Origin of the sequence: endosymbiont of unidentified scaly snail isolate Monju (assembly GCF_000801295.1) — a bacterium.
Lineage (GTDB): Bacteria > Pseudomonadota > Gammaproteobacteria > Chromatiales > Chromatiaceae > MONJU.
In genome coordinates, this window is record NZ_AP012978.1 from 2,357,583 (window position 1) to 2,381,425 (window position 23,843).

30 protein-coding genes and 1 tRNA gene are annotated in these 23,843 nt (G+C 65.5%); 18 read left to right on the plus strand and 13 right to left on the minus strand.

What is annotated here, in order from left to right; genetic code table 11:
- The first annotated feature begins 106 nt into the window (after positions 1-106).
- Positions 107-451, plus strand: coding sequence for a TusE/DsrC/DsvC family sulfur relay protein (locus EBS_RS11355; RefSeq protein WP_052199547.1), 345 nt, complete (start codon positions 107-109; stop codon positions 449-451).
- A 38-nt stretch (positions 452-489) separates the two neighbouring features.
- On the opposite strand, the gene EBS_RS11360 is transcribed toward EBS_RS11355, so the two are convergent.
- From EBS_RS11360 to EBS_RS11370, 3 genes are all read right to left on the minus strand, one after another.
- Entirely contained in the window at positions 490-825 is a 336-nt protein-coding gene (locus tag EBS_RS11360; RefSeq protein ID WP_171816248.1) for a hypothetical protein, read from the minus strand.
- A 17-nt stretch (positions 826-842) separates the two neighbouring features.
- Positions 843-916, minus strand: a tRNA-Gly gene (locus EBS_RS11365).
- A gap of 28 nt (positions 917-944) precedes the next feature.
- Positions 945-2,777, minus strand: coding sequence for an AMP-dependent synthetase/ligase (locus tag EBS_RS11370; RefSeq protein ID WP_043108781.1), 1,833 nt, complete (start codon positions 2,775-2,777; stop codon positions 945-947).
- A 125-nt stretch (positions 2,778-2,902) separates the two neighbouring features.
- Here EBS_RS11370 and thiS point away from each other — a divergent pair, with 125 nt between their 5' ends.
- The 6 genes from thiS to EBS_RS11400 are packed head-to-tail and all read left to right on the plus strand — an operon-like array spanning position 2,903 to position 6,392.
- Entirely contained in the window at positions 2,903-3,103 is a 201-nt protein-coding gene (gene thiS / locus EBS_RS11375) for a sulfur carrier protein ThiS (RefSeq protein ID WP_043108784.1), read from the plus strand.
- A 13-nt stretch (positions 3,104-3,116) separates the two neighbouring features.
- A complete protein-coding gene (locus tag EBS_RS11380; RefSeq protein ID WP_043108785.1) occupies positions 3,117-3,911 on the plus strand; it encodes a thiazole synthase in 795 nt (264 codons plus the stop codon).
- Positions 3,912-4,601: a tRNA (guanosine(46)-N7)-methyltransferase TrmB gene (gene trmB, locus EBS_RS11385; protein WP_043108788.1), complete on the plus strand. Its 690-nt coding sequence runs from the start codon at positions 3,912-3,914 to the stop codon at positions 4,599-4,601. It begins immediately after the preceding gene.
- Positions 4,601-5,188 carry an ABC transporter ATP-binding protein gene (locus EBS_RS11390; protein ID WP_052199548.1) on the plus strand — a complete coding sequence of 196 codons (588 nt, stop codon included), beginning with the start codon at positions 4,601-4,603 and terminating at the stop codon, positions 5,186-5,188. Before trmB ends, EBS_RS11390 begins: the two co-directional genes overlap by 1 nt.
- Positions 5,185-5,982: an ABC transporter permease gene (locus EBS_RS11395; RefSeq protein WP_043108789.1), complete on the plus strand. Its 798-nt coding sequence runs from the start codon at positions 5,185-5,187 to the stop codon at positions 5,980-5,982. The genes EBS_RS11390 and EBS_RS11395 overlap by 4 nt, the downstream gene beginning before the upstream one ends.
- A 29-nt stretch (positions 5,983-6,011) precedes the next feature.
- Positions 6,012-6,392, plus strand: a complete 381-nt coding sequence (locus EBS_RS11400) for a DUF3301 domain-containing protein (protein WP_081999955.1) — start codon at positions 6,012-6,014, stop codon at positions 6,390-6,392.
- Positions 6,393-6,617: 225 nt separating this feature from the next.
- Here EBS_RS11400 and EBS_RS11405 read toward each other — a convergent pair whose 3' ends face one another.
- The 6 genes from EBS_RS11405 to EBS_RS11430 all read right to left on the minus strand — a co-directional run bounded on the left by EBS_RS11405 (position 6,618) and on the right by EBS_RS11430 (position 11,282).
- Positions 6,618-7,001, minus strand: coding sequence for a ClpXP protease specificity-enhancing factor (locus EBS_RS11405; protein ID WP_043108790.1), 384 nt, complete (start codon positions 6,999-7,001; stop codon positions 6,618-6,620).
- A 1-nt stretch (position 7,002) separates the two neighbouring features.
- Complete coding sequence (locus EBS_RS11410) at positions 7,003-7,632, minus strand: glutathione S-transferase N-terminal domain-containing protein (protein ID WP_043108792.1); 630 nt, start codon at positions 7,630-7,632, stop codon at positions 7,003-7,005.
- A gap of 146 nt (positions 7,633-7,778) precedes the next feature.
- Entirely contained in the window at positions 7,779-8,576 is a 798-nt protein-coding gene (locus EBS_RS11415; protein ID WP_043108794.1) for a cytochrome c1, read from the minus strand.
- Positions 8,573-9,802 (minus strand): cytochrome b, encoded by a 1,230-nt coding sequence (locus tag EBS_RS11420; protein WP_043108796.1) that lies wholly within the window; start codon positions 9,800-9,802, stop codon positions 8,573-8,575. Before EBS_RS11420 ends, EBS_RS11415 begins: the two co-directional genes overlap by 4 nt.
- Entirely contained in the window at positions 9,799-10,395 is a 597-nt protein-coding gene (gene petA / locus EBS_RS11425) for a ubiquinol-cytochrome c reductase iron-sulfur subunit (RefSeq protein WP_043108799.1), read from the minus strand. Before petA ends, EBS_RS11420 begins: the two co-directional genes overlap by 4 nt.
- Before the next feature lie 146 nt (positions 10,396-10,541).
- Positions 10,542-11,282 carry a Nif3-like dinuclear metal center hexameric protein gene (locus tag EBS_RS11430; RefSeq protein ID WP_043108801.1) on the minus strand — a complete coding sequence of 247 codons (741 nt, stop codon included), beginning with the start codon at positions 11,280-11,282 and terminating at the stop codon, positions 10,542-10,544.
- Between the two features lie 280 nt (positions 11,283-11,562).
- Between EBS_RS11430 and EBS_RS11435 the strand changes: the two genes are divergently transcribed.
- On the plus strand, positions 11,563-12,501 hold the full coding sequence (locus EBS_RS11435; RefSeq protein ID WP_331711234.1) for a S1C family serine protease: 939 nt from the start codon (positions 11,563-11,565) through the stop codon (positions 12,499-12,501).
- 5 nt (positions 12,502-12,506) lie between these two features.
- Positions 12,507-12,794, plus strand: a complete 288-nt coding sequence (locus EBS_RS11440; RefSeq protein WP_043108802.1) for a hypothetical protein — start codon at positions 12,507-12,509, stop codon at positions 12,792-12,794.
- Between the two features lie 60 nt (positions 12,795-12,854).
- Here EBS_RS11440 and hisC read toward each other — a convergent pair whose 3' ends face one another.
- The 4 genes from hisC to EBS_RS11460 form a co-directional block, all read right to left on the minus strand.
- Positions 12,855-13,949, minus strand: coding sequence for a histidinol-phosphate transaminase (gene hisC, locus EBS_RS11445; RefSeq protein WP_043108803.1), 1,095 nt, complete (start codon positions 13,947-13,949; stop codon positions 12,855-12,857).
- 463 nt (positions 13,950-14,412) lie between these two features.
- Positions 14,413-15,114 carry a Ni/Fe-hydrogenase, b-type cytochrome subunit gene (gene cybH / locus EBS_RS11450; protein WP_043108804.1) on the minus strand — a complete coding sequence of 234 codons (702 nt, stop codon included), beginning with the start codon at positions 15,112-15,114 and terminating at the stop codon, positions 14,413-14,415.
- Between the two features lie 52 nt (positions 15,115-15,166).
- On the minus strand, positions 15,167-16,981 hold the full coding sequence (locus tag EBS_RS11455; RefSeq protein ID WP_043108805.1) for a nickel-dependent hydrogenase large subunit: 1,815 nt from the start codon (positions 16,979-16,981) through the stop codon (positions 15,167-15,169).
- A 5-nt stretch (positions 16,982-16,986) separates the two neighbouring features.
- The gene (locus EBS_RS11460) at positions 16,987-18,054 is read right to left on the minus strand and encodes a hydrogenase small subunit (RefSeq protein WP_043108806.1); all 1,068 of its coding nucleotides are present in this window, start codon (positions 18,052-18,054) and stop codon (positions 16,987-16,989) included.
- A 389-nt stretch (positions 18,055-18,443) separates the two neighbouring features.
- On the opposite strand from EBS_RS11460, the gene EBS_RS11465 reads away from it, so the two are divergent.
- From EBS_RS11465 to hypB, 9 genes are read left to right on the plus strand one after another with little or no spacing between them, the layout of a single operon-like run.
- Positions 18,444-19,148 carry a HyaD/HybD family hydrogenase maturation endopeptidase gene (locus tag EBS_RS11465; RefSeq protein ID WP_043108807.1) on the plus strand — a complete coding sequence of 235 codons (705 nt, stop codon included), beginning with the start codon at positions 18,444-18,446 and terminating at the stop codon, positions 19,146-19,148.
- Positions 19,148-19,480, plus strand: a complete 333-nt coding sequence (locus tag EBS_RS11470) for a HypC/HybG/HupF family hydrogenase formation chaperone (RefSeq protein WP_043108808.1) — start codon at positions 19,148-19,150, stop codon at positions 19,478-19,480. The genes EBS_RS11465 and EBS_RS11470 overlap by 1 nt, the downstream gene beginning before the upstream one ends.
- Complete coding sequence (locus EBS_RS11475; RefSeq protein WP_052199550.1) at positions 19,477-19,917, plus strand: thioredoxin domain-containing protein; 441 nt, start codon at positions 19,477-19,479, stop codon at positions 19,915-19,917. Before EBS_RS11470 ends, EBS_RS11475 begins: the two co-directional genes overlap by 4 nt.
- A gap of 23 nt (positions 19,918-19,940) precedes the next feature.
- The gene (locus EBS_RS11480) at positions 19,941-20,795 is read left to right on the plus strand and encodes a hydrogenase expression/formation protein (RefSeq protein WP_043108809.1); all 855 of its coding nucleotides are present in this window, start codon (positions 19,941-19,943) and stop codon (positions 20,793-20,795) included.
- Entirely contained in the window at positions 20,792-21,013 is a 222-nt protein-coding gene (locus EBS_RS11485; RefSeq protein ID WP_043108810.1) for a rubredoxin, read from the plus strand. Before EBS_RS11480 ends, EBS_RS11485 begins: the two co-directional genes overlap by 4 nt.
- Positions 21,010-21,528, plus strand: coding sequence for a [NiFe]-hydrogenase assembly chaperone HybE (hybE, locus tag EBS_RS11490; RefSeq protein ID WP_052199551.1), 519 nt, complete (start codon positions 21,010-21,012; stop codon positions 21,526-21,528). The genes EBS_RS11485 and hybE overlap by 4 nt, the downstream gene beginning before the upstream one ends.
- A gap of 4 nt (positions 21,529-21,532) precedes the next feature.
- On the plus strand, positions 21,533-22,627 hold the full coding sequence (locus EBS_RS11495) for a nickel-dependent hydrogenase large subunit (RefSeq protein ID WP_043108811.1): 1,095 nt from the start codon (positions 21,533-21,535) through the stop codon (positions 22,625-22,627).
- Positions 22,620-22,961: a hydrogenase maturation nickel metallochaperone HypA gene (gene hypA / locus EBS_RS11500; protein ID WP_043108812.1), complete on the plus strand. Its 342-nt coding sequence runs from the start codon at positions 22,620-22,622 to the stop codon at positions 22,959-22,961. Before EBS_RS11495 ends, hypA begins: the two co-directional genes overlap by 8 nt.
- Positions 22,962-22,963: 2 nt before the next feature.
- Positions 22,964-23,842 (plus strand): hydrogenase nickel incorporation protein HypB, encoded by an 879-nt coding sequence (gene hypB / locus EBS_RS11505; protein WP_043108814.1) that lies wholly within the window; start codon positions 22,964-22,966, stop codon positions 23,840-23,842.
- The last annotated feature ends 1 nt before the right edge of the window (position 23,843 follow it).

Below are 23,843 nucleotides of genomic sequence, written 5' to 3' on the forward strand. Positions count from 1 at the left end.
CTATACCTGAAGGGTGAGTCGCCCCTCTCTTTCGAGAGAGGGGCGGCCACCGGGGTCAATCGGCCCCCGAAACACGACCCAGAGTGAGATTGGAGGAACGATTTCGATGCAACATACATCCCCATTGGTGACCGAGCGCAGGGACCTGCCGGAAGGATTCGAAGACTGGACCAGGGAAAAGGCCATGAAGCTGGCCCAGAAAGAAGGCATCGAACTGACCGATGCCCACTGGGAGGTCATTCACTTCCTGCGCCACCACTGCAAGGCCCGTGGCGCCTCGTGCAGCGCCCGGCACGTGCTCAAGGCGCTGACCAGACGCTTCGCCGAACAGGGGGGCAAGCGCTACCTGTACCGCCTGTTCCCGCACGGTCCGATCTACCAGGCCTGCAAGATCGCCGGCCTGCCACTGCCGCCGAGCACCACGGACCTGTCCTTCGGCAGCGTGCACTGATCGATTCACCGGCGGGACGGCAGACCGTCCCGTCACCTTCAGTCTCGCGGCTCACCGCGACGGTCGAGCGCCTGTGCCAGTCGCCACAACGCAAGGCCGCTCCCGAAGACGATCATGGCCGGGCCTGTCAGCAACAGCAACGCCTGCCAGCCCTCCGGCCCACCCCGGCCCAGGCCATGCAGAAAGGCCGGCCCCAGCACGGCCGCCATAGCCAGCAGCATGCCTGCCATACCGAGCAATGCGATCAACGCCATACTGGCTCGTCGCCGCGCCACCGCGCGCCCGGCCGACAGCAACAGGCGCGCGCTGACCGCCAGCGCCACCACCGGCATGGCCGCGGCCAACAGGACCTCGAACAGGCGAATCAATGACATTGTGGAGAAGGAAGAAATGGAGCGGGTGATGGGAGTCGAACCCACGTTAGAAGCTTGGGAAGCTCCTATTCTACCATTGAACTACACCCGCGTGCGACAGATTGTACGACATTCGCGGTTCAACCGGCAGGCCCGCCATCGTACAAGGCCTCGATCTCGGCGGCGTAACGTTCCATCACCTTGGGACGCTTGACCTTGAGCGTGGGCGTGATCAGGCCGTCGTCGATGGTCCAGGGCTCCAGCGTGAGGAATACGCGGCGGATCTTGGCATAGCCGGGAAAATCCTTGAGCGCCGCCTGCACCCGACGCTGCACGGCCTTGAGCACCTTCTCGTCGCGCAGCGAGTCGGGGTCGAGCGGGTCCAGCCCCAGGTCCTGGGCGAAGCCGGGCCAGTGATCGGCCTCGAGCACGATCAGGGCCGCCAGGTAGGGCCTGCCCTCGCCAACCACCATCACCTGCTCGAACAACGGGTCCAGCTGGATGGCCATCTCCATGTCGCCCGGGGGGATCTTTTCGCCATTGGACAGCACCAGGATGTCCTTGATGCGACCGGTGATGTACAGGTGCCCGGTCTCGCCGATGCGCGCCTGGTCTCCGGTATGCAGCCAGCCGTCCGGGTCGATGACCTGGGCGGTGGCCTTGTGGTTGTTCCAGTAGCCCTGCATCACCCCGGACCCCTTGACCAGCAGTTCGTCGTTCTCGCCGATGCGCACCTTGACGCCACGGATCGGCAGGCCAACGCTGGCCGGGATGTTGTTCTCCAGCGGGTTCACGCTGACCACCGGCGAGGTCTCGGTCAGGCCATAGCCCTGCACGATGGGGATCCCCAAGGCGATGAACACCCGCGCCACCTCTTCGCTGAGCGCCGCCCCCCCGCTGACCGCGGCGCGCAACCGCCCACCGAGGCGGGCGCGCACCTTGCTGGCCAGCAGGCGATCGAGCAGGGGCCACAGGAGTTGCCCCAGCGTCCAGCCGCCACGCCCCTGCTGGCGCAGGAAGCGCTGCCATCCGATGCACGTGGCAGCACGGAACAGCAACGGCGCCAGGCCGCCGCGTTTCGCCATCTGCTCGGCGAGCCGGGCATGCACCCGCTCGAAGATGCGCGGCACCGCGATCAGCACCGTGGGCCGTATCTGTTGCAGGTCTTCGGCAAGCTGAGCCACCGAACGCGCATAGGCCACGGTGGAACCGGTCATGATGGGCAGGTAGTACCCGGCCGTGCGCTCCAGAGTGTGCGACAAGGGCAGGAAAGAGAGGAAGCTGTCTTCCTCGTAGACATTGAGCATGGTCACCCCGCCATGCGCCACCGAGAGCATGTTGTGATGACTGAGCATCACGCCCTTGGGCCGCCCCGTGGTACCCGAGGTATAGACGATGGAGGCCAGGGCGTGCGGATCGGTGTCCTTGCGCACGCGCAGTTCACCGGCCTGCGCGGGCAGCCAGTCGGAGATCAGGCGCACCCGCTCGTCCTCGGCGGCCAATTGACGCGCGGCCTCGCTGTCGTCGAGCAGCAGCACCCGCTGCAGAGGCCCCTCGTCGGGGATCACCTTCGACAGGCGACGCCAGCGCCCGGCGTCCTGCACCAGCAGCAGGCGCACGCCCGCCTCCTCGAGGATATAGGCGATATTGTCGGGCCGGTCGTCGGTATACAGCGGTACCGTGACCAGGCCCTGGCTCAGGGCCGCCTGGTCGAACATGACCCACTCGGGGCAGTTGCGCAATTGCAGGGCCACGCGGTCGCCTTCCTGCAGGGCCTCGGCGGCAAAGGCCTGCTGCCAGCGCGCCACCACCCGGCCCATGTCGTGCCAACTCAGTTCGCGCCACTCCCGGGCCTCGCGGTCGTGATACACGTAGGCCGGGCGCTCCGGGCTGCGCCGGATGCGCAGGGCAAACAGGCCGTCCAGCGTGCGCGCATGATCAGGTGAAATCAGGTTTTCGTGAAGTCTGGCCACGTACTCCCCCCTCGATTACCCCGGCTTCTGGCCGGCCGGGTGACATCTCCCCCTCTCCTTGAGTCCGCGCAGTTTAGTGTAAGATTGCCCTGTATTTCCATTTCGTCATCGAAACCGCCCCCGAAATGCAGATCCTCCTCAACGGCCAGCCCGAACGGCTCGTCGACGACCTCACACTGGCGCAACTGGTCGAACAGCTCGGCCTCATCGGCAAGCGCATCGCCATCGAGGTCAACGACGAGCTGGTGCCGCGCAGCGAACACGGCACACACAGGCTGTGCGACGGCGACCGCGTGGAGATCGTGCAGGCCATCGGCGGCGGCTGAAGCAGGACTCGCCATGAACGACACCCCGCAAGACCCGCTCGTCATCGCCGGGCGGACCTTTCATTCCCGCCTGCTGGTGGGCACCGGCAAGTACAAGGACATGGCCGAGACCCGGGCGGCCATCGACGCCTCCGGCGCCGAGATCGTGACCATCGCGGTGCGCCGCACCAACCTCGGCCAGAACGCCGACGAGCCCAACATCCTCGAGGTGCTGCCGCCGGACGAGTTCACCTACCTGCCCAATACCGCGGGCTGCTATGATGCGAAGACCGCGGTACGCACCTGCAAGCTGGCTCGCGAGCTGCTCGACGGCCACGACCTGGTCAAACTGGAAGTGCTGGGCGACGAGAAGACCCTGTTCCCCGACGTGATCGCCACCCTGAAGGCGGCCGAGGAGCTGATCGCCGACGGTTTCAAGGTCATGGTCTATACCAATGACGATCCCATCATGGCACGCGAATTCGAACAGATGGGCTGTGTGGCAGTAATGCCGCTGGCTGCCCCCATCGGCTCGGGTCTGGGCATTCGCAACCGGCTGAACATCCGCACCATTGTAGAGAACGCCAATGTCCCCGTGCTGGTCGACGCCGGCGTGGGTACCGCCTCGGACGCGGCCATCGCCATGGAGCTGGGCTGCGACGGCGTGCTCATGAACACCGCCATCGCCGCAGCCAATGATCCGGTACTGATGGCCTCGGCCATGAAGAAGGCCATCCAGGCCGGGCGCGAGGCCTACCTGGCCGGGCGCATGGCACCGCGTCGCTTCGCCTCGGCCTCCTCGCCGACCGACGGCCTGTTCTTCGACTGAATGAACGACGAGACCCGTCCGCACCGCCCGGTGCGCAGCTTCGTGTTGCGCACCGGGCGCATGACCCCGGGCCAGCGACGCGCCTTCGAGCGCCTCTGGCCGCGTTTCGGCCTCGACTACCGCCCCGGGCCACTAGACCTGCCCGCGCTGTTCGGCAACGAACACCCGGTATACCTCGAGATCGGCTTCGGCAACGGTGACGCCCTGGCGGAGATGGCCCAGCGCCATCCCGGGGGCAACTACCTGGGCATCGAGGTCCACACCCCCGGAGTTGGCCACCTGCTGCGCCGGCTGGAAGAACAGGGCAGCGAGAACGTGCGCGTGCTGCGTCATGACGCGGTCGAGGTATTGGGCGACATGATTCCCGACGCTGCGCTCGCCGGGGCCTACCTGTTCTTCCCCGACCCCTGGCACAAGAAACGCCATCACAAGCGGCGTATCGTGCAGCCGGCCTTCGCAGAACTGCTGGCGCGCAAGCTCGTACCAGGTGGCTTCTTCCACGCAGCGACCGACTGGGAGGACTATGCCCTGCACATGCTCGAGGTGCTCGATGCCTGTCCCGCCCTGCACAATACCGCGTCCGACGGCCGCTTCGTGCCCCGCCCCGAAGACCGGCCGCTGACCCGCTTCGAGCAACGCGGGCTGCGCCTGGGGCACGGGGTATGGGACCTGGTGTACGAGCGCCGCTGATGGCCGAGTTGTGGATCGAACGACTGGAACGCCCCGGCCTGCACATCACGGACCTGCGGGTGCCCGGCGGCCACATCCTCTGCCTGCACGGCCCCTCGGGCAGCGGCAAGACCCTGCTGCTTCGCGCCATCGCCGACCTCGACCCCAATAACGGCCAGGTCTGGCTGGGCGATCGGGTCCGCGAGCGCCTGCCCGCCGCGCAATGGCGACGCCAGGTGATCTATGTTCCGCCCGAATCACACTGGTGGGCCGAGACGGTACGCCCGCACGCCGCACGCTGGGCCGAAGACATGCTGGCCGCGCTCGGCTTCGAACGTGACGTGCTCGACTGGTCGGTGCGCCGCCTGTCCACCGGCGAGCGCCAGCGCCTGGCGGTGCTGCGCGCCCTGGCGCGCGAACCCGAAGCCTTGCTGCTCGACGAGCCGACCGCCAACCTCGACCCCGCCAATACGGAACGCATGGAGAAGCTGTTGCGTGACTTCGCCCGCGAACGGCAGGCGCCCCTGTTGTGGGTCAGCCACGACCCGGCACAACGCGCACGGGTGGGCGACGCCGAACACCGCCTCGTCGAGGGGCGGCTGCAATGAACGGGGGGGTGATCCCGCTCGGGGGATTCGAGCTCGGCCTGGCCGCTTCCCTGCTGGCACTCGCCGGCGCCCTTTCATGGCGCCTGCAAATGGGAGTGGAACGCCGCCTGCTGGTGGCCGCGGTGCGCGCCGCCGTTCAGCTCTCGCTGCTGGGACTGGTGTTGCAGCAGCTCTTTCGCACCCTCTCGCCCTGGCTGATCGCGGCGGTCGCCGGCTTCATGCTGGCGGTCGCCGGCTACGAGGTGTGGTCGCGCCAGAGCCGGCGCCTGAAGGGCTGGTGGGGCTACGGCACGGGCACCCTGTCGATGCTGCTCTCCTCGGTGAGCATCGCCCTGATCACCGTACAGGTGATACTGCAGCCGAACCCCTGGTTTCATCCGCAGTATCTGATCCCGCTGCTGGGCATGCTGCTGGGCAATACCATGACGGGCATCGCCGTGGCCATGGACACCCTGGGGCGCGAAACCTGGAACCGGCAAGGCGAGATCGAGGCCCAACTGATGCTCGGAGAACGCGCCATCGAGGCCATTGGCGATATCCGGCGCGCCGCCCTGCGCGCTGGACTGATCCCCATTCTCAACAGCATGGCGGCCGCCGGCGTGGTCAGCCTGCCCGGCATGATGACCGGCCAGATCCTTGCCGGCGGCGACCCCCTGCTGGCGGCGCGCTACCAGATCCTGATCCTGTTCCTGATCGCCGCGGGCACCGCCCTGGGTGCCGCCAGTGCGGTACTCATCGCCTCGCACCGGCTGTTCGACAACCGCGAACGCCTGCGCCTCGACCGTCTGAGTTGACCAGCGGTCGAATGTGACACAATGCAGGGATGGCAACAGCCCTGTTACTTATCGTTGTGTTCGGAATTCTCGCTGGCCTCTGGGCCGACGGTGCGCGGGCGCGCGAGCTGGCCACACGGTTGGGGCAGGCATTGTGCAACCGGCGCGGCCTGCAGTTCCTCGACGGCACGGTGGTGTTGCGCCGCATGGGCCTGCGCTGGACCCGGGCCGGCCTGCGCTTCCGCCGCATGTTCAGCTTCGACTACAGCCGTGAGGGTAGTGGCCGGCACACGGCCTGGCTGATCCTGCTGGGTACCGAGGTCGAGCAGGTGGTACTCGACGAACCCGAGGAACCACAGCCGGCCACACCGGCACCGCACGAGGCGGACAGCAAGGTGGTGCCCTTCCGCCGCCCCCGCAAGGGACCGTGATTCACATCGTCAACCGCCCTTGCGCCGGCAAAGGGGGCAGCCCGGAGATGGACCTCCTGCAGAGGTAACGGTATTCCCGGCGTGAATGATTCGGCCCGAGGACGGGCCTCCTACGGGAAGGCGCGGCGTCCTCGCCGCGAATATCCGGCTCCGGGGCGGATCTCCTGCGCACCTGTCACACACCCTGCCCTTCCCGCAGGGCTTCCCCACACCCCCTGGCAGGCGCTACTTGACCACCTTGAGGGCGGGGCGACCGCCGGCAGGTGGCTCGGGCGGGGTGTCGTCCGAAGGACCTTGCGGGTCTTCGTCGGGAAACAGCATCCCCTGGCCGTTCTCGCGCGAATAGACCCCCAGCACCGCGCTGGGCGGAAAGATCACCTCCATGGCATGCCCGGAGAAGCGCGCGGAGAAACGGATGAAATCGTTACCCAGATCGAGATCGCGCACCGCGCCCGGCGCCAGATTCAGCACGATGCGCCCGTCCTCGACATAATCGCGCGGCACGATCACGTTTTCGCGATCGGCGTCCACGAGAAAATACGGCGTCTGGCGGTTGTCCACCAGCCACTCGTAAAGGGCACGGATCAGGTAGGGCCGATTGGAGGTCATCTCACCCGCCGCGCATCTCGCGCTCGGCCTCGCTGAGGCTGCGGGCAAACCCGGGGCGCTTGAACATGTGTGCGGCATAGGTATTGACCTGCTTGCCGGCTGCCCCACCCAGCTCGATGCCCAGCATTGGCAGACGCCACAGCAGGGGCGTCAGGGTGGCATCGACCAGGGTGTATTCCTCGCTCATGAAGAAGGGATTGGCCGCCAGCACCGGGGCGGCGGCGACTAACCCCTCTTTCAGTTCCTTGCGTGCCTTGGTGGCCGCCTTGCCCCCGGCGAGGATGGTATCGACCAGCGGATACCAGTCGTTCTCCACGCGAAACATGTACAAGCGGGTGGTTGCGCGGGAGACCGGATCGACCGGCAACAGGGGCGGATGGGGAAAGCGTTCGTCGATGTACTCGCAGACGATGCGCGAATCGTACAGCGCCAGTTCACGGTCGACCAATGTGGGCAGGGTGCCGTAGGGGTTGAGATCCACCACGTCTTCCGGCAGCTCCAACGGGTCGACATCCACGATCTCGCAGGTGACGTTCTTCTCTGCGAGCACCAGCCGTACCCGATGACTGTAGATGCTGGCCGGGTCGGAAAAGAGGGTCATCGTGGCTCTTCTGCTGGGTACTACGGTCATCCTCGCATCTCCTTGTCGTCTGGCGGGCGGCCGGCGCCTGTGTCGCGGACCACAAAAAAGGCGCAGAGTATAACAAACTGTGCGCCTTTCCTGTGGCCGCCCCCCGGACCGCCCTTAAAGGCGCGGCCCGGAGCCCCTGGCGAAGATCAGTGCACGTCCTTCCACCACTCCTTCTTGGTGACGTAGGCAAGCACGGTGAAGATCACCAGGAACAGCAATACCCAGACACCCAGGCGCTGCCGCTCGAGCTTGATCGGCTCGGCGATGTAGCTCAGGTAGGTGGTCAGGTCACGCACCACCTGGTCGAACTCGCCGGCACTCATCTTGCCCGGGCGGACCGGGTTGAAATGGTCCACCACCTTCTCGACACGGGCCCCTTCACCCAGCTCCCTGGCCTTGGCCTCGGATTCGAACTCGGCGACCACGTGCCCGCCCTCGTGCACCTCGTAGCGATAGACCGGGTCCTTGATGCCCTCGAGCTCCCACAGCACGTTGGGCATACCGACGTTGTGGAACACCACGTTGTTCACCCCGGTCAGGCGCGACGGATCGGTGTAGAAGCTCTTGAGGTAGGTGTAGATCCAGTCGGCGCTGCGACGACGGGCCTCCAGCGTGAGGTCCGGCGCAGGGGCACCGAAGGCGGTGGCCGCGTAGTCGCCGGCCATGGCATTGGTCATCAGACCGCCCACCTTGCTGCCGTTGAAGATCAGGTTGTCCTTGATCTGCTGCTCGGTCAGGCCGACCTTGGTGAACAGCTTGTAACGGACGTACTGAGCCGAATGGCAGCCCATGCAGTAGTTGATAAAGTACTTGGCACCACGCTGGATGGCCGCCTCGTTGTGCAGGTCGATGTTGGCCGACTCCAGCTTCACGCCTTCGCCCGTGTTGGCCATCGAAGCGACCGGCAGGAGTGCCAAGGCAATTACAGCAATCAGTTTTTTCATTGGGTCACCCTCTCCGGCACCGGCTTGGTCTTGTCGATTTTCGAATACCAAGGCATCAACAGGAAGAACGCGAAATAGACGCCCGTGAAGATGCGGGCCAGCAAGGTCTTGGTCGGCGTTACCGGCTGCAGGCCCAGGTAAGCCAGCACCACGAAGGTGACGGCGAACACGGCCAGTGCGAACTTGAAGAGCGGCCCCTTGTAGCGCACGGACTTGACCGGCGAACGGTCCAGCCAGGGCAGGAAGAACATGATGAGGATGGAGGCAAACATCACCACCACGCCCGGGAACTGCGAGTTGAACATCGGCGGCACCGCCCGCAGCATGGCGTAGAAGGGGGTGAAGTACCACACCGGCGCGATGTGCGGCGGGGTCTTCAGCGGGTTCGCCGGCTCGAAGTTGGGCGCCTCGAGGAACAGGCCACCGAAATCGGGCCAGAAGAAGATCACCGCGGTGAAGAAGATCAGGAACACGCCCACGCCGAAGATGTCCTTCACCGAGTAGTACGGATGGAAGGGGATGCCGTCGGCCGGCGCGTCCGGGCTCCAGCGGTTGCCCTTGGGACCCTTCTTGATCTCGATGCCGTCCGGGTTGTTGGAACCCACCTTGTGCAGCGCCACGATGTGGATGAACACCAGCGCTGCGAGGATGAACGGCAGCAGGAAATGCAGTGCGAAGAAGCGGTTCAAGGTCGCATCCGAGATGACGTAGTCACCGCGAATCCACAGCGAGAGATCGTCACCCACGAAGGGCACCGCCGCGAACAGGTTGACAATCACCTGGGCGCCCCAGTAGGACATCTGTCCCCAGGGCAGCAGGTAACCGAAGAAGGCAGTGGCCATCATCACCAGATAGATGATCAGGCCGATGATCCACAGCAGCTCGCGCGGCTTGCGGTAGGAGCCGTACATCAGGCCGCGGAACATGTGCAGATAGACCACGATGAAGAAGGCCGACGCACCGGTGGAGTGCATGTAGCGCAGCAGCCAGCCATAGTCCATGTCGCGCATGATGTATTCGACCGAACCGAAGGCCAGGTTGGCGTCCGGCTTGTAGGCCATGGCCAGCCAGACACCGGTGGCAATCTGGTTGACCAGCACCAGCATGGCGAGCGAGCCGAAGAAATACCATGCATTGAAGTTCTTGGGCGCGTAGTACTGGGCCAGGTGCTCGTTCCACACCTTGGTCAGCGGAAAGCGCTCATCGATCCAGCTAATCAAGCTCATGCTCCTGCCTCCTGGTCAACGCCGATCAGGATCTTGTCGTCCGACAGATACTTGTGCGGCGGAATGTTCAGATTGGTCGGCGCCGGCGAGCCCTTGAAGACCCGGCCAGCCAGGTCGAACCGCGAACCGTGGCAGGGGCAGAAGAAACCACCCTTCCACTCCGGACCGAGATCGGCCGGCGCAATTTCCGGGCGATAGGTCGGCGAGCAACCCAGGTGGGTGCAGATACCGATGGCCACCAGGTATTCCGGCTTGATCGAGCGCGTCGGGTTCTTGCAGTACTCGGGCTGATGCGGCACTTCGGAGGTCGGATCGGACAGCATCGGATCGAGCGTCGGCAGATCCTTGATGTTCTCCTCGGTGCGATGCACCACCCAACACACCTTGCCACGCCACTTCACGCGCAACAGAGCGCCCGGCTCCAGGCGGCTGATGTCCGCCTCTTCGGGCGCACCGGCCGCCTTGGCCCGCTCGGACGGATTCCAGTTGGCAATGAAGGGGACTACAGCAAACCCTGCACCAACCGCTCCGACCACTGCCGTGGTGGCAGTGAGGAAGCGGCGTTTCTTGAGGTCTACGCCTTCTGAACTCATGAATCGCTCCCCACGGTCCAAGCCTGAACAGGCAGGCGGGGTGACCCGGACCGAATAAGATGTAAGAATATTCTGATATACCCCGATTGGGCGGGGATTTTCGCCCAAGGCGAATCCCCGGTCAAGACTGCGGGTACTGATCGATATCAAACGGGGTTGTCCAACTCTACATAATAGTGCCGCAGTCCGAAGCGTTCGGCCAGCACCTCGCCGAGCCCCCGCACGCCGAAAGTCTCGGTGGCATGATGCCCCGCTGCCAGATAGAGGACCCCCAGCTCATGTGCCAGGTGATACGTCTGCTCGGACACCTCGCCACTGATGAAGGCATCGAATCCGGCCTCGGCGGCCTCGATCAGAGCCCCCTGCGCCGCACCGGTACACCAGGCGATGCGGCGTATCGGGCGCTCCGGGCCCAGGCGCAGCGGCTCGCGCCCCAGCGCAGCGGCCACCTGGTCGGCGAGCGTGGCGCCTTCCAGCGGCTGATCCAGGGTCGCGCCCCACACCAGGGAACCTTCTTCCAGCGGCGCGCCGTGGAACCCGAGGGCGCGTCCCAGGCCAGCGTTGTTACCAACCTCGGGATGGGCATCCAGCGGCAGATGATAGGCCAGGAGGCTGATGCCATGACGCATCAGTGCGCGTACCCGCCGACCCTTGATGCCGGTCAGCGGCGCTGGCTCGTTCTTCCAGAAGTAACCGTGGTGGACCAGCAGCACATCGGCCTCGCGCTCGATGGCCGCCTCGATGAGCGCCAGGCTGGCCGTCACCCCACTGACCACGACCTGCACCTGCTCGCCGGCCTCGACTTGCAGGCCATTGGGGCAATAGTCGGAAAACCGTTCGACAGCGAGATAATCGTCACACCACGACGCCAGTTCGCGGATATTCATATGTCAGGACACTCCGTGATAGCGACAGGCGGCGACCGATTCCGTAACCTATGTCGCCAAAACCCATGGTACAGACCCGCCCCTCACCGATGAAACTCTATCGCGTCGCCGCCTTTCTGTTCACATCCATCGCCACCGGCCTGGCCGCAGCCTTCATTGTATTGCTGTTGCGTCCCGAGCTGCTGAGCCCCCGCGACGAGAGCACGCCCCCGCCGCCGGCAACCGAGGGGCCGGTCTCCTATGCCGACGCCGTGGCCCGCGCCCCCCCTCGGTCGTCAACGTGTTCGCTACCAAGGTCACCCGCAGCAAGCCCAACCCACTGTTCGAAGACCCGTTGTTCCGGCGCTTCTTCGGTGACAAGCTGCGCCAGCCCACCTACCGGCGCGAGAACAGCCTGGGCTCGGGCGTCATCGTAGATGAAAACGGGTACATCCTGACCAACAATCATGTGATCCGCGGCGCAAGCGAGGTCCAGGTGGTGCTGCGCGACGGGCGCCACTTCCCCGCACGCATCGTCGGTACCGACCCGGAGACCGACCTCGCGGTCCTGCAGGCCGCCGGCAGCCATCTGCCGGTCGCTGCGCTCGGCCGGTCTGACCAGTTGCGGGTGGGTGACGTGGTGATGGCCATCGGCAACCCCTTCGGGGTCGGCCAGACCGTGACCCTGGGCATCGTCAGCGCTACCGGCCGCGACCAGCTCGGCATCGCGGCGATCGAGAACTTCATCCAGACCGACGCAGCCATCAATCCAGGCAACTCCGGCGGCGCGCTGATCAACGCACGCGGCGAGGTGGTGGGCATCAACACCGCCATCTTCTCCGAGAGCGGGGGCTCGCACGGCATCGGCTTTGCCATCCCGGTACGCATCGCGCGCACCGTGCTCGAACAGATCACGAAACACGGGCGGGTGATCCGCGGCTGGATCGGGGTCAACGGCCAGGAGGTCACCCCTGCACTGGCCGAATCCTTCCATTTCCGCTACCGCAAGGGGCTGCTCATCTCGGGTGTTCTCGAGGGCGGACCGGCGGACCGCGCGGGCATCCAGCCGGGCGACCTGCTGGTTAGCATCGACGGTCAGCCCGTGGTCTCCGCCGCCCAGGCCCTGGATCTGATCGCCGGCCACGCCCCCGGCGAGCAGCTGACCCTGGGCATCGAGCGCGACGGTCGGTTGCTGGAAGTGGAAACCACGGTGGCCGAGCGCCCGCCACAGAAAGGTTAGGCAGAATGGGGCTGTTCGACTTCCTGAAGACCGAAGAGCAGAAACGCGACGAGGTGGCCCGGGAGATCGCCTGCCGCACCGGGGTACTGGAACGCTGCCCGGTGTGCCGCGCCCTGTTCGATCGTGGCCACGACGAGCGCCTGCCTGCCGCCGATGCGCTGGCCCACGAGCTGTTCGAGCGCAACGATCCGCTGATCGCCGTTTTCCAGGGCGACCGCGACGACCTGCTGCAACGCCTGCGCAGCGCCCGCGAACCCCTTCCCTACGCCTGCACCTGCGAGGACGCCGGCTGAACCTTTCGGCCCGCGGACGGGCCTCCTACGGTAGGAGCGGCGCCCTCGCCGCGAACTCGATCAGTGCCCAGCCAGGGCCGCCAGCGCCTCTGCCACCGCCTCGTTCTCTTCGGGGCGACCGACGGTGATGCGCAGGCAGTCCTCGAGCAGCGGGTGGGCACCGTGCAGGCTCTTGATGAGGATGCCACGCCCCTTCAGACCCTCGAACCAGGCGCTCGCCCGCCCGGCTGGGGTGCGAACCAGCAGGAAGTTGGCCTCGGAAGGAAAGACCGTCACACCCGGCAGCGCTGCCAGCGCCTCGGCCAGGCGCGTGCGCTCGGTGCGGATGCGCGCGGTCTGCTCATCGAACACCGCCTTGTGGCGCAGGGCGAACTCGGCGCTCACCTGGGTGAGCACATTGATGTTGTAGGGCAGCCGCACCTTGTCGATCTCTTCCAGCCAGGCCGGCGGGCCGGCGAGAAAGCCCAGGCGAAGGCCGGCCAGCCCCATCTTGGAGACAGTGCGCATCACCAGCAGGTTGTCGTACTCGCCCAGGACGCCCATGAAGGTAGTGTCGGTAAAGGGCGCATAAGCCTCGTCGATCACCACCAGCCCAGGTGCGGCCTCGATGACCTCGCGCACCGCCGCTTCGTCGAACAGGTTCCCGGTCGGGTTGTTGGGACAGGCCAGATAGACGATTGCCGGCTGCTGCTCCTCCATCGCCTGGCGCAAGGCCGGCAGGTCGAGCGCAAAATCGTCGGCACGCAAGGGCACTCCCACGTAGGGCATGCCACAGAAGGTGGCGATCATGCGATACATGACAAACCCGGGATCGACCGAGAGCACGCAGCGCCCCGGCGCAGCCAGCGCCATGCCCAGCATCTGGATGATTTCATCCGAACCGTTGCCCAGGAGCACCCGCATGCCCTCGGGCACCCCCATGGTCTCGGCCAGGCGGTCGGTGAGCGCGCGTGCCGCCGGGTCGGGATAACGGTTGACGTCGGTCTGCCGCAGCAACGTCACCCATTCCTCGCGCAATGCGTCCGGCCAGGTCCAGGGGTTCTCCATGGCGTCCAGTTTGATCGATCCGGCCGCATCCTGCACATGGTAGGCGGACAGGGCACGGATCTCGGGGCGAATCCAATGGGAGACCAGTTTATCGATGGTGTCGCTCATGGGCCGTGCTCGGTGATGAATCGGGAGCGCCAGTTTACCCTGCCTGACTATGTGACCCGGTACCAATCCATGCCATCCTCAGGACATCAGACAGAAGTCAGAACGCGGCGCGCTTCGCGGGCAATGGTCATTCCATTGGCAAGAAGCGCAACAACGTGCTGGCTTCTATATCTGACGTCCCGATCCTTTTGACATTCAACCGGTCTGGCCACCACGAGCGCCTCCGTGGACTTCGTTGCCGCACCTCGACAGGGAATGTACCCTGCCTTCGGCACGGCGCCTCGCCACGGTCGCGCTCGTGGTGGCTGAGGGCGACATGGATTGGTGTCGGGTTAATAGAAAAAAAGGCGCGATTGGAAATCGCGCCAGACCGGAAGAGATTGCACCTGGAAGCCTCCGACCGCCCCCCCTCGTAGGGACGGGGGGGGGGGGAGTACGTCTTCGGAAGCTCCCTGAAGGTCGATCAGAACTCGTCACCCTCGGTTCTGCGGGTGTCCTTGAAGGTGCGCCAGCCGCTGATCATGGAACTGATGATCGACTGCCGCGACATGATGTCCTCGCGCACCGCGACGTACACGTGAATGATGACGAAGACGATGATGTACCACATGATCAGGTGATGCCAGGTATGCACATCCTGGCTCTGGCCGAACAGGGGAATCACCCAGGCACTGAACAGTTCGTACTGCCAGGACCCCATGCCCGTACCCTCCCCGTACAGCGCGAAGCCGGTCACGATCATGAACACGATGCCCCAGACGAACACCACATACATCACCAGCTGGGCCAGTGGATTGTGACCGATGTATTTCTTCGGTTCTTTTGTCAGGAAAAGGTACCAGCGCACCTCGTGGATTACCCCCTTCCACCACTCCGCACTGAACAGAGGAGGCAGAATGATCTGCCGCGCGTGCTCGTTGCCCATAAACGCCCAGTAGATGCGGAACAGGAAACCGATGGCGACCACGTAGCCCGCCGCGAAGTGAGCGAAGCGGATATACCCCATCAGGAAGTTGTCGATGGCTTCGCCCGGCATGCTGGGCAACGGGCTACCGATGAAATACCCGGTGATCGCCAGCGCATTGACCCAGTGCCACAGGCGCACCGGTGCCTCGTAGACATACACCGCCGGCTCGGCATGTACCCTGGCTGCTTTGCTTGTCATGGACTTGTCCTCCATCGAGCGGCCCCTTGCGGGGCCGCGGTCGGTTGGTCGCTCAGCGGATCTTGACTTCGGTCAGCTCCTCGCCGTCTTCGCTCATCACGTGCGTGGAACAGGCGAGACAGGGATCGAAGCTGTGCAGGCTGCGCAGGATTTCCACCGGCTCGTCCGGGCGCTCCATCGGCGTGTTCAGCAGGCAGGCCTCGAAAGCGCCGATGTTGCCGGCCGGATCACGCGGCGAACCGTTCCAGGTAGTGGGCACTACACACTGGTAGTTCTCGATGCGCCCGTCCTTGATATGGATCCAGTGCCCCAGCGCTCCGCGCGGCGCGGCCACGGTACCCACGCCCTTGGCCTCCTTCGGCCAGGTCGAGGGATCCCACTTCTCCATGTTGGCGGTGGCCGTGTCGCCGGCCTTGATATTGGCAATCAGCTCGTTCCAGTCGTCCACCATCATGTCGGCGCAGTACTCGGCCTCGAGCGCACGCGCCAGGGTGCGGCCGATGGTGGAGTTCAGCGCGGTCTTGACATCCAGATTGGTGCCCGCCAGACGGTTGAAGGCGGCCAGACTGGTATCCACCTGGTTGCGCACGTATTCGACGCCGTGCGCATAGGCCAGGGTGTAGCGCGACAGCGGGCCGACCTCGACCGCATGGCCGCGCCAGCGCGGGGCCTTGATCCAGGAGTACTTGGCGCTCTCGTCGAGCTCCTGGATGTTGGTACGGGTGCCCTTGGTCTTCGGTCCCAGCTCATAGTTCGGCTCGGTGATGCCGTCCCAGGGATGCAGGCCGACCGACTCGTCGGGATAGCTGTACCAGGAATGCGCCACGAACTCCTGCACCTGCTCGGGGTCGCGCGGATCGATCTCGTAGATCTCGTCCCAGTTGCCATTGAGGATGACGCCGCCGGGCAGCTGGTCGGTGGACTTGTCGTAGTTGACCTTGGGATAGGCACCATAGTCCATGACGTTGATCGCACCGTGACCGCCGCCATAGAGCCAGTCCTTGTAGAAACTGGCGATGGCGATGACATCGGGCAGGTAGACGTTCTTGCAGAAGTCCACCATCTCCTGGATGCGCGCGCGCACGAAGTTGAGCCGTTCCATGTTCAGCGGGGCACCGGCCGAAAGATCGCCGTCCATGTTGATCGCGCAGGGCACGCCACCCACCAGGTAGTTGGGGTGCGGGTTCTTGCCGCCGAAGACAGTGTGAACCTTGACGAACTCCTTCTGCAGATCCAGCGCCTCGAGATAATGGGCCACCGCCATCAGGTCGGCTTCGGGCGGCAGCTTGTAGGCCGGGTTGTCCCAGTAGCCATTCTTGAAGGGACCCAGCTGACCCGACTCGATGAACTTGCGGATGCGCGTCTGGATGTCACGGAAGTAACCGGGACTGGAGAGCGGGTGGCGCGGCGAGACGCTCTGCTGCAACACCGAGGTCGCCTTGGGGTCGGCCTTCAGGGCGTTGACCGGGTTCACCCAGTCGAGCGCGTGCAGGTGATAGAAGTGCACCACGTGGTCGTGGACCTGAAGGGTCTTGGCCATCATCTCGCGGATCAGGTGCGCATTCTTGGGGATGCGGATGCCCAGCGCATCCTCCACCGCGCGCACCGAGGTGAGCGCGTGACAGCCGGTGCACACGCCGCAGATACGCTCCACGAAGGCCCAGGCGTCGCGCGGGTCGCGCCCCTTGAGAATCACCTCGAGGCCGCGCCACATGGTGCCGGTGGACACCGCGTTGCGGATCACGTTGTTCTCGTCCACGTTGACCTCGCAACGCATGTGACCCTCGATACGGCTCACCGGATCGACGACCACGCGCCGACCGCTGCTGTCCAGGGTATAACCGTTGGGTGTCTTGATGACGCTCATTTAGATCACTCCTCTCCCTTGTTGGCGGCACGCTTGACGGCGCTCACGGCGGCATGGGCGGCAACCGCGCCGCCCACCACGGCGGCCACGCCTCCACCCACGGCATCAGCGTTGCTCTCGATGCCGAACTGGTTGATATCGGTCAGACGGGCATACCAGGAACCCTTGTCCCAGAAGCCATCCTCGGAACAGCCGATGCAGCCGTGCCCGGCCTGGATGGGGAACGAGGTCCCTTCGTTCCAGCGAATGGTGGAACAGGCGTTGTAGGTGGTCGGCCCCTTGCAGCCCATCTTGTACAGGCAGTAGCCCTTGCGCGCGCCCTCGTCGTCCCAGGACTCGACGAACTGGCCGGCGTCGAAATGCGGCCGGCGGTAGCAGTTGTCGTGGATGCGCTGGCTGTAGAACATCTTGGGCCGCCCCTGGCGGTCCAGTTCGGGCATGCGCTCGAAGGTGAGCATGTAGGTGACCACCGCGGTCATCACCTCGGCGATGGGCGGGCAGCCCGGCACCTTGATGATCGGCTTGTCGGTGATGACCTTGTGCACCGACGTGGCCCGCGTCGAGTTGGGCTTGGCCGCCTGCACGCAACCATAGGACGCGCACGACCCCCAGGAGATGATGGCCTTGCAGTGCTCGGTCGCGTAACGCAGCTGTTCGACGAAGGGCTTGCCGCCGACGATGCAATACATGCCGTCTTCGTTGAGCGGCGGATTACCCTCGACCGCCACGATGTAGTTGCCCTTGTACTTCTCGACGATCTCATCGACGATGGCCTCGGCCTGGTGCCCGGACGCCGCCATGATGGTGTCGTCGTAGTCCAGCGAGACCATGGACAGGATCACGTCCTTGGCCAGGGGGTGGGCCGAACGGATGAACGACTCGGAACAGCAGGTGCATTCAAGACCGTGCAGCCAAAGGATGGGAATGCGCGGCTTGTTCTCCATCGCGTGGGCGATCTTGCCGGCGAACTCCGGCCCCAGCCCCAGTGCCGCAGCGGTGAGACTGCAGAACTTGAGGAAACTGCGTCGGGATATCCCTTGCCGCCGCATCACTTCGTAAAAGGTTTCGGTCATCGCTTGGATTCCTCCGGATTCTCGGTTCGGTACCCCCTTTGGGTCGCTTTGGCCTTTCAAAACCCGTGCCAACAGAAAAAATCTGATATAAAACCGCTACTTGCCATCCTCTCTCCAAAACTTCCGGCGACAAATTTGTCACCCTCCCTGTCCACCACCCGCCCGCGATGGAAAGTCCGCTTCCAATGGCGACCAATCACTCCAGAGCGTCCCCACGCCTGCCACTTCAGCCAATGAACCGGAAGGATTTCTTCCGGTCAAAACACCCCGATGAACAGCGATCGCGGCCAAAACGACAGAAAAGCTGCCGCCTGCGCTGCACTCGACCCCAGTTGGCCCAGCTCTTGCTCACAACTGAGACACCCGCCGTAAAGCAAACGACCACCGACATGAACGAACCGACAGACAAGCAGGTACTGATTCTCGGCATCGGCAACATCCTCTGGGCCGACGAGGGTTTCGGCGTACGTGCGGTCGAGACGCTCAACCAGCGCTACACCTTCGCCGACAACGTCACCCTGATGGATGGCGGCACCCAGGGCATCTACCTGGTCCAGCACGTGCAGTCCGCCGATTACCTGGTGGTGTTCGACGCCATCGACTACGGCCTGCCCCCGGGCACCCTGAAATGCATCGAGGATGACGCGGTGCCGCAATTCATGGGCGCCAAGAAGATGAGCCTGCACCAGACCGGCTTCCAGGAAGTGCTGGCGATGGCGCAACTGCTCGGCGACTATCCCGAGCGCCTGCTGCTGGTCGGGGTGCAGCCCAAAGAACTCGAAGACTACGGCGGGAGCCTGCGCCCCGTGGTGCGCGCGCAGATCGAACCGGCCATCGAAGCCGCACTGGACTGGCTGGGCGCGCTCGGCGTCGTCGCCCGGCCGCGCGCCACCCCGCTGCCCGAGGATGCGCGCCTGACCCCGCCGCAGATCGATCTCGAACCCTACGAGCGCGACCGCCCACCGGAAGAGGCCGCGCCGCGTCTCGGCGATGCCCGCATCCTCGCGCGCGACGACGTGCGCTTCGACCCCAAACCTGTCGAATTCGACGGCCCACGCCTGAGCGTGTGCATAGACCACCGGAGAGACGACTGATGTGTATCGGCATCCCCATGCAGATCCTGCACAGCGAGGGCCTGCAGGCGACCTGCGTCCACCAGGGCGAGGAGCGCCAGATCGATCTCACCCTGGTCGGCGAGCAGCCGCCGGGCACCTGGGTGATGACCTTTCTCGACGCCGCGCGCGAGGTTATCGACGAGACCACAGCGCGCCAGAACTTGGCCGCCATCGAAGCGGTCGAACAGGTGATGCGTGGCCAAACCGCCGGCATCGAGGCCCTGTTCGCCGACCTGATCGACCGTGAACCCGAACTGCCGCCGCATCTCGCCGCGCAAGTGCAACGACAGACCACCGAGGAGAACTCATGAACCCGGCCACCGCCCACGCCGAATCCGCCACACCACCGCTGATCCAGCGCCTGATCGACGACTACGGCTACCCGATGCTCGGCGCCGCCGACATCGACGCCTTGCCCGCAGACGACCGAGTGAACGTGCTGTTCTTCACCGAAGACCCGAAAAAATACCCCGAAACCCTGGATGTCGCGGTGGTATTGCCCGAACTGGTCGCCCACTACGGCGCGCGCCTGCACCCGGTCATCGTGGCCCGCGCCGACGAAAAGGCCCTGCAGGAGCGCTACGGTTTCGCCCAGTGGCCGACCCTGGTGTTCCTGCGCGGCCGCGACTACCTGGGCGCGATCAGCCGCATCCAGGACTGGCACGTCTACCTGGAACGCATCGACGAACTGCTCACCGCCGAGCCGACCCGCCCGCCGGGGGTGGGCGTGCCGGTGGTCGGCGCCTGACGAACGCCCGGAGGAGGAACCCAATGAAACCCATCGACATCCCCGTAGTCGGCATCGGCCCCGGCAGCCAACCCGACGACGGCGACCAATTCGAATTCATGAACATGCCGCGCGGCATGTTCCGGCACGACCTGATCAGCCTGCCCGAGCCCGAAGACATCGCCGATCTGCCGGCTGCGCGCCGCCTGCTGCTCGACCTGAAGGCAGCGATCGGCCACTACCGCTGCGGCGATCCGGCAATCCGCCTCGACATGAACGGCCTGGGGGCACGCGAACGCGACCTGCTCGCCCAGATCCTCGGCGAGGGCGAGGTCAGCATCACCGTCGAGCAGGACGGGCATCGCATCCAGATCCAGGAGTCGGTGCTCACCGGCGTGTGGCGGGTGCAGACCCTCGACGCCGGCAACCGCCTGCTCGACGACGCCCTGGAGATCGCCGATATCCCCGCGGCGGTGCGCAGCGCCCGCACGGCGGACGACCGCCACCTCGACACCTCGCTCGAAGGCCTGCCCGAGGGCGTACAGAACGCGCCCGCCCTGCTGGTGGAGATCTCCGACCAGCTCGCCTCGCATCAGCCCGGCGACCCGGCGCATGTCATCAACCTCACCCTGCTGCCGCTCACCAATGAAGACCTGATCGTGCTCGGCGAACGCCTGGGCGCGGGGCCGGTGACCATCCTCTCGCGCGGCTACGGCAACTGCCGCATCGGCAGCACCGCCTTCCCCGGCCTGTGGTGGATCAAGTACTACAACTCGCAGGACGCGCTGATCCTCAACACCATCGAGATCGTGGACATCCCCTCGGTAGCGCTGGCCGCGCCCGAAGACATCGAAGCCCCGGCCGAGCGCGTGAACGAAATCGCGGAGCTCTACGCATGAAAACCTTCGAAGGCTCCTACATGGGCGACAATACGCGCATCCCTGACGATGCGCGCATGGAGTGCAAAGTCTGCTGGTACGTCTATGACCCCGCCGAGGGGGACGACTACTGGCAGATCCCACCCGGCACGCCCTTCAGCCAGCTCCCCGATCACTGGCGCTGCCCGCAATGCGAGGGCGCCCGTGAGCAATTCATGGTGATCCTGGAGGACCGATGAGCGGCATGGCCAACACCCTGGCGGGCGGACTGGAGCGGGTGTTCACGCAGATCCAGGCACAACGCATGGACGGTGTGCCGGTGATCAACCCCCGGCTGCGGGTGCAGGCCGTCGGCTTCCATCCGCGCGACGGTGCCTTTCTCGGCGTGCTCATCACCCCCTGGTTCATGAACCTGGTGCTGTTGCCCGAAGAGGGCGACGGCTGGCAGGAGTTGCCGGTGGGCAGCACCGTGCGCCACCGCTTTCCTGCTGGCGAATACGACTTCATCGTCGGCCACGAGGAAGGGCTGGGGCGCTACCAGAGCTGCTCGCTGTTCTCCCCCATGTTCGAGCTCGCCGACATGGAGGCCGCGGTGGCCACCGCCGAGGCCGCGCTCGAGGCCCTGCTCGCCCCCGCCGAGGAGGCGCCCGAAGCAGCCACACCCACACCGGTCGAGACCGTGGTCGAACGCCGCCTGGAGCGCCCGGTGAGCCGCCGCGAGATGCTGCGTGGCCCGTTCAGCGGCGGAGAATGAGAGAATGAGCATGGCGCTGCACGACCAACACCTGCACTGCCAGCTGCACTGGGACGGGCACCGCGTCACCGGCGTGACCCTCCACTCCGGGCGCCTGTTGGAGGTTTCCCGGCTGTTCACGGGCCGCACCCCGGAAGAGGTGCTGACCCTGCTGCCACGGCTCTACACCCTCTGCGGCCAGGCACACGCCGCGGCAGCCCGGCTGGCGCTGTACCCCGACAGCCTCCCGGCGACCGAGACACGGCGCCGCGTACAGATCGAAAACCTGCGCGAGCACCTGCTCTATTTGTTCATGCACTGGCCCGAGGCCAGTGAGCAGACCCCGGCGGCCGGCGAGCTGGCCCCGGCGCTCGCCCTGGCCAGCCGCCAGCTCGCCACACCACACGAAACCGGCACCCGGCGCGAACTGCTCACCTGGGTCGAGACGAACGTGCTCGGCATGCCGGCCGGCGACTTTCTGGCGCTCGATGACACCGGACTGCGCACCTGGGCGCTGCAAGAAAGCACCCTGCCCGCCCGCCTGCTGCGCGACACCCATGCGCTGCCTGTCGTTCCCGAACCCACAGTCCAGCCGTTGCGTCGCGACGACCTGGAGGCAGTGGCCCGGGCGCTCGCAGCAACCGATGCCGCACGCTTTGTCGCCTGCCCCGCGCTGGATGACGGCTGCCGCCACACCGGCCCAGCCACCGAGGAACCGCCAGCCGGGCCCGACACCCCGCTGCCTCCGCTGGGACGACATCTGGCCGCACGCCTGCGCACCCTGGCCCGCCTGTGCCGCAACCTGGCGTCCCCCGAAGCCGTGGACGACAGCCTGTTCCGCACCGCGGGACTGGCCTGCGCCGAGACCTCGCGCGGCCTGCTGGTGCATCACGCAAAGGTGACGGATGGCCGGGTGAGCGACTATCGCATCCTCGCGCCGACCGAGTGGAATTTCCATCCGCGCGGCCTGGCCGCGCGCTGGCTGGCACGCATCGAGACCGACGACCGCACGACCCTGTACCGGCTGGCAGCCCGCATCGTGCGCGCTATCGATCCCTGCGTGGCTTTCGACATCGGCATCGACGAACCCGACACCCTGCCGGAGGCCGCCCATGCATGAAATGTCACTGTGCGAGGGCATCGTGCAGGTCCTCGAGGACCAGGCCGAGGCCCAGCGCTATACCCGGGTCAAGCAGGTCTGGCTGGAGATCGGTACACTGGCCGGCGTCGAGATCGAGGCCATGCGCTTCAGCTTCGACGTGGTCACCCGGGGCACTCTGGCCGAACACGCGCAATTGCACATCATCGAGACACCGGGACAGGGTTGGTGCCCGCCCTGTGCCAAGACCATCAGCATCTCCCAACGCCACGATCCCTGCCCCGACTGCGGCAGCTACCAGATCCAGGTCACAGGCGGCGACGAGATGCGCATCAAGGAACTGGAGGTGGAATAACCATGTGTACTGTCTGCGGCTGCGGCGACGGCGAAACCCGGATCGAGGGCGAGGAGCATCGCCACGACGAAGGTCACGACCACGCCCATCAACATTCCCATGCCCACGACCACGCTCACGCTCATGATCACGGGCACGACCACCATCACTACGGGCAGGGGCCGGCGCGCGCGCACGCCCCCGGACTCAGCCAGGCACGCATGGTGCAGATCGAGCAGGACATCCTGTCCAAGAACGACCGCTACGCCGCGGCCAACCGCGGCTGGCTGGCCGCGCGCGGGGTATTGGCGCTCAACCTGGTCTCCAGTCCCGGCGCGGGCAAGACCAGCCTGCTCACCCGCACCCTCGAGGATCTGCGCGAAGAGATCCCCATGAGCGTGATCGAGGGCGACCAGGAAACCGCCAATGACGCCGAGCGCATCCGTGCCACCGGCGCGCGCGCCATCCAGATCAACACCGGCAAGGGTTGCCACCTGGATGCCCACCAGGTGGGACATGCACTCGAGCACCTCGACCCCGAAGCCGGCTCGGTGCTGTTCATCGAGAACGTCGGCAACCTGGTCTGTCCCGCCGCCTTCGACCTGGGCGAGGCGCACAAGGTCGCCATCCTCTCGGTCACGGAGGGCGAGGACAAACCGATCAAGTATCCCGACATGTTCGCCGCCGCCGGGCTGCTGCTGCTCAACAAGATCGACCTGCTCCCGCATCTCGACTTCGACGTGGCGCGCTGCATCGAATACGCACGGCGCATCAACCCCGGCATCCAGGTCCTCCAGGTCTCGGCGCGCAGCGGCGAAGGCCTGGACGACTGGTACCGCTGGCTGCGCCTGCAACGCGAGGCGCGACAGATCGGCCATGCGCCGACGGGAAGCGCAGCCTGAG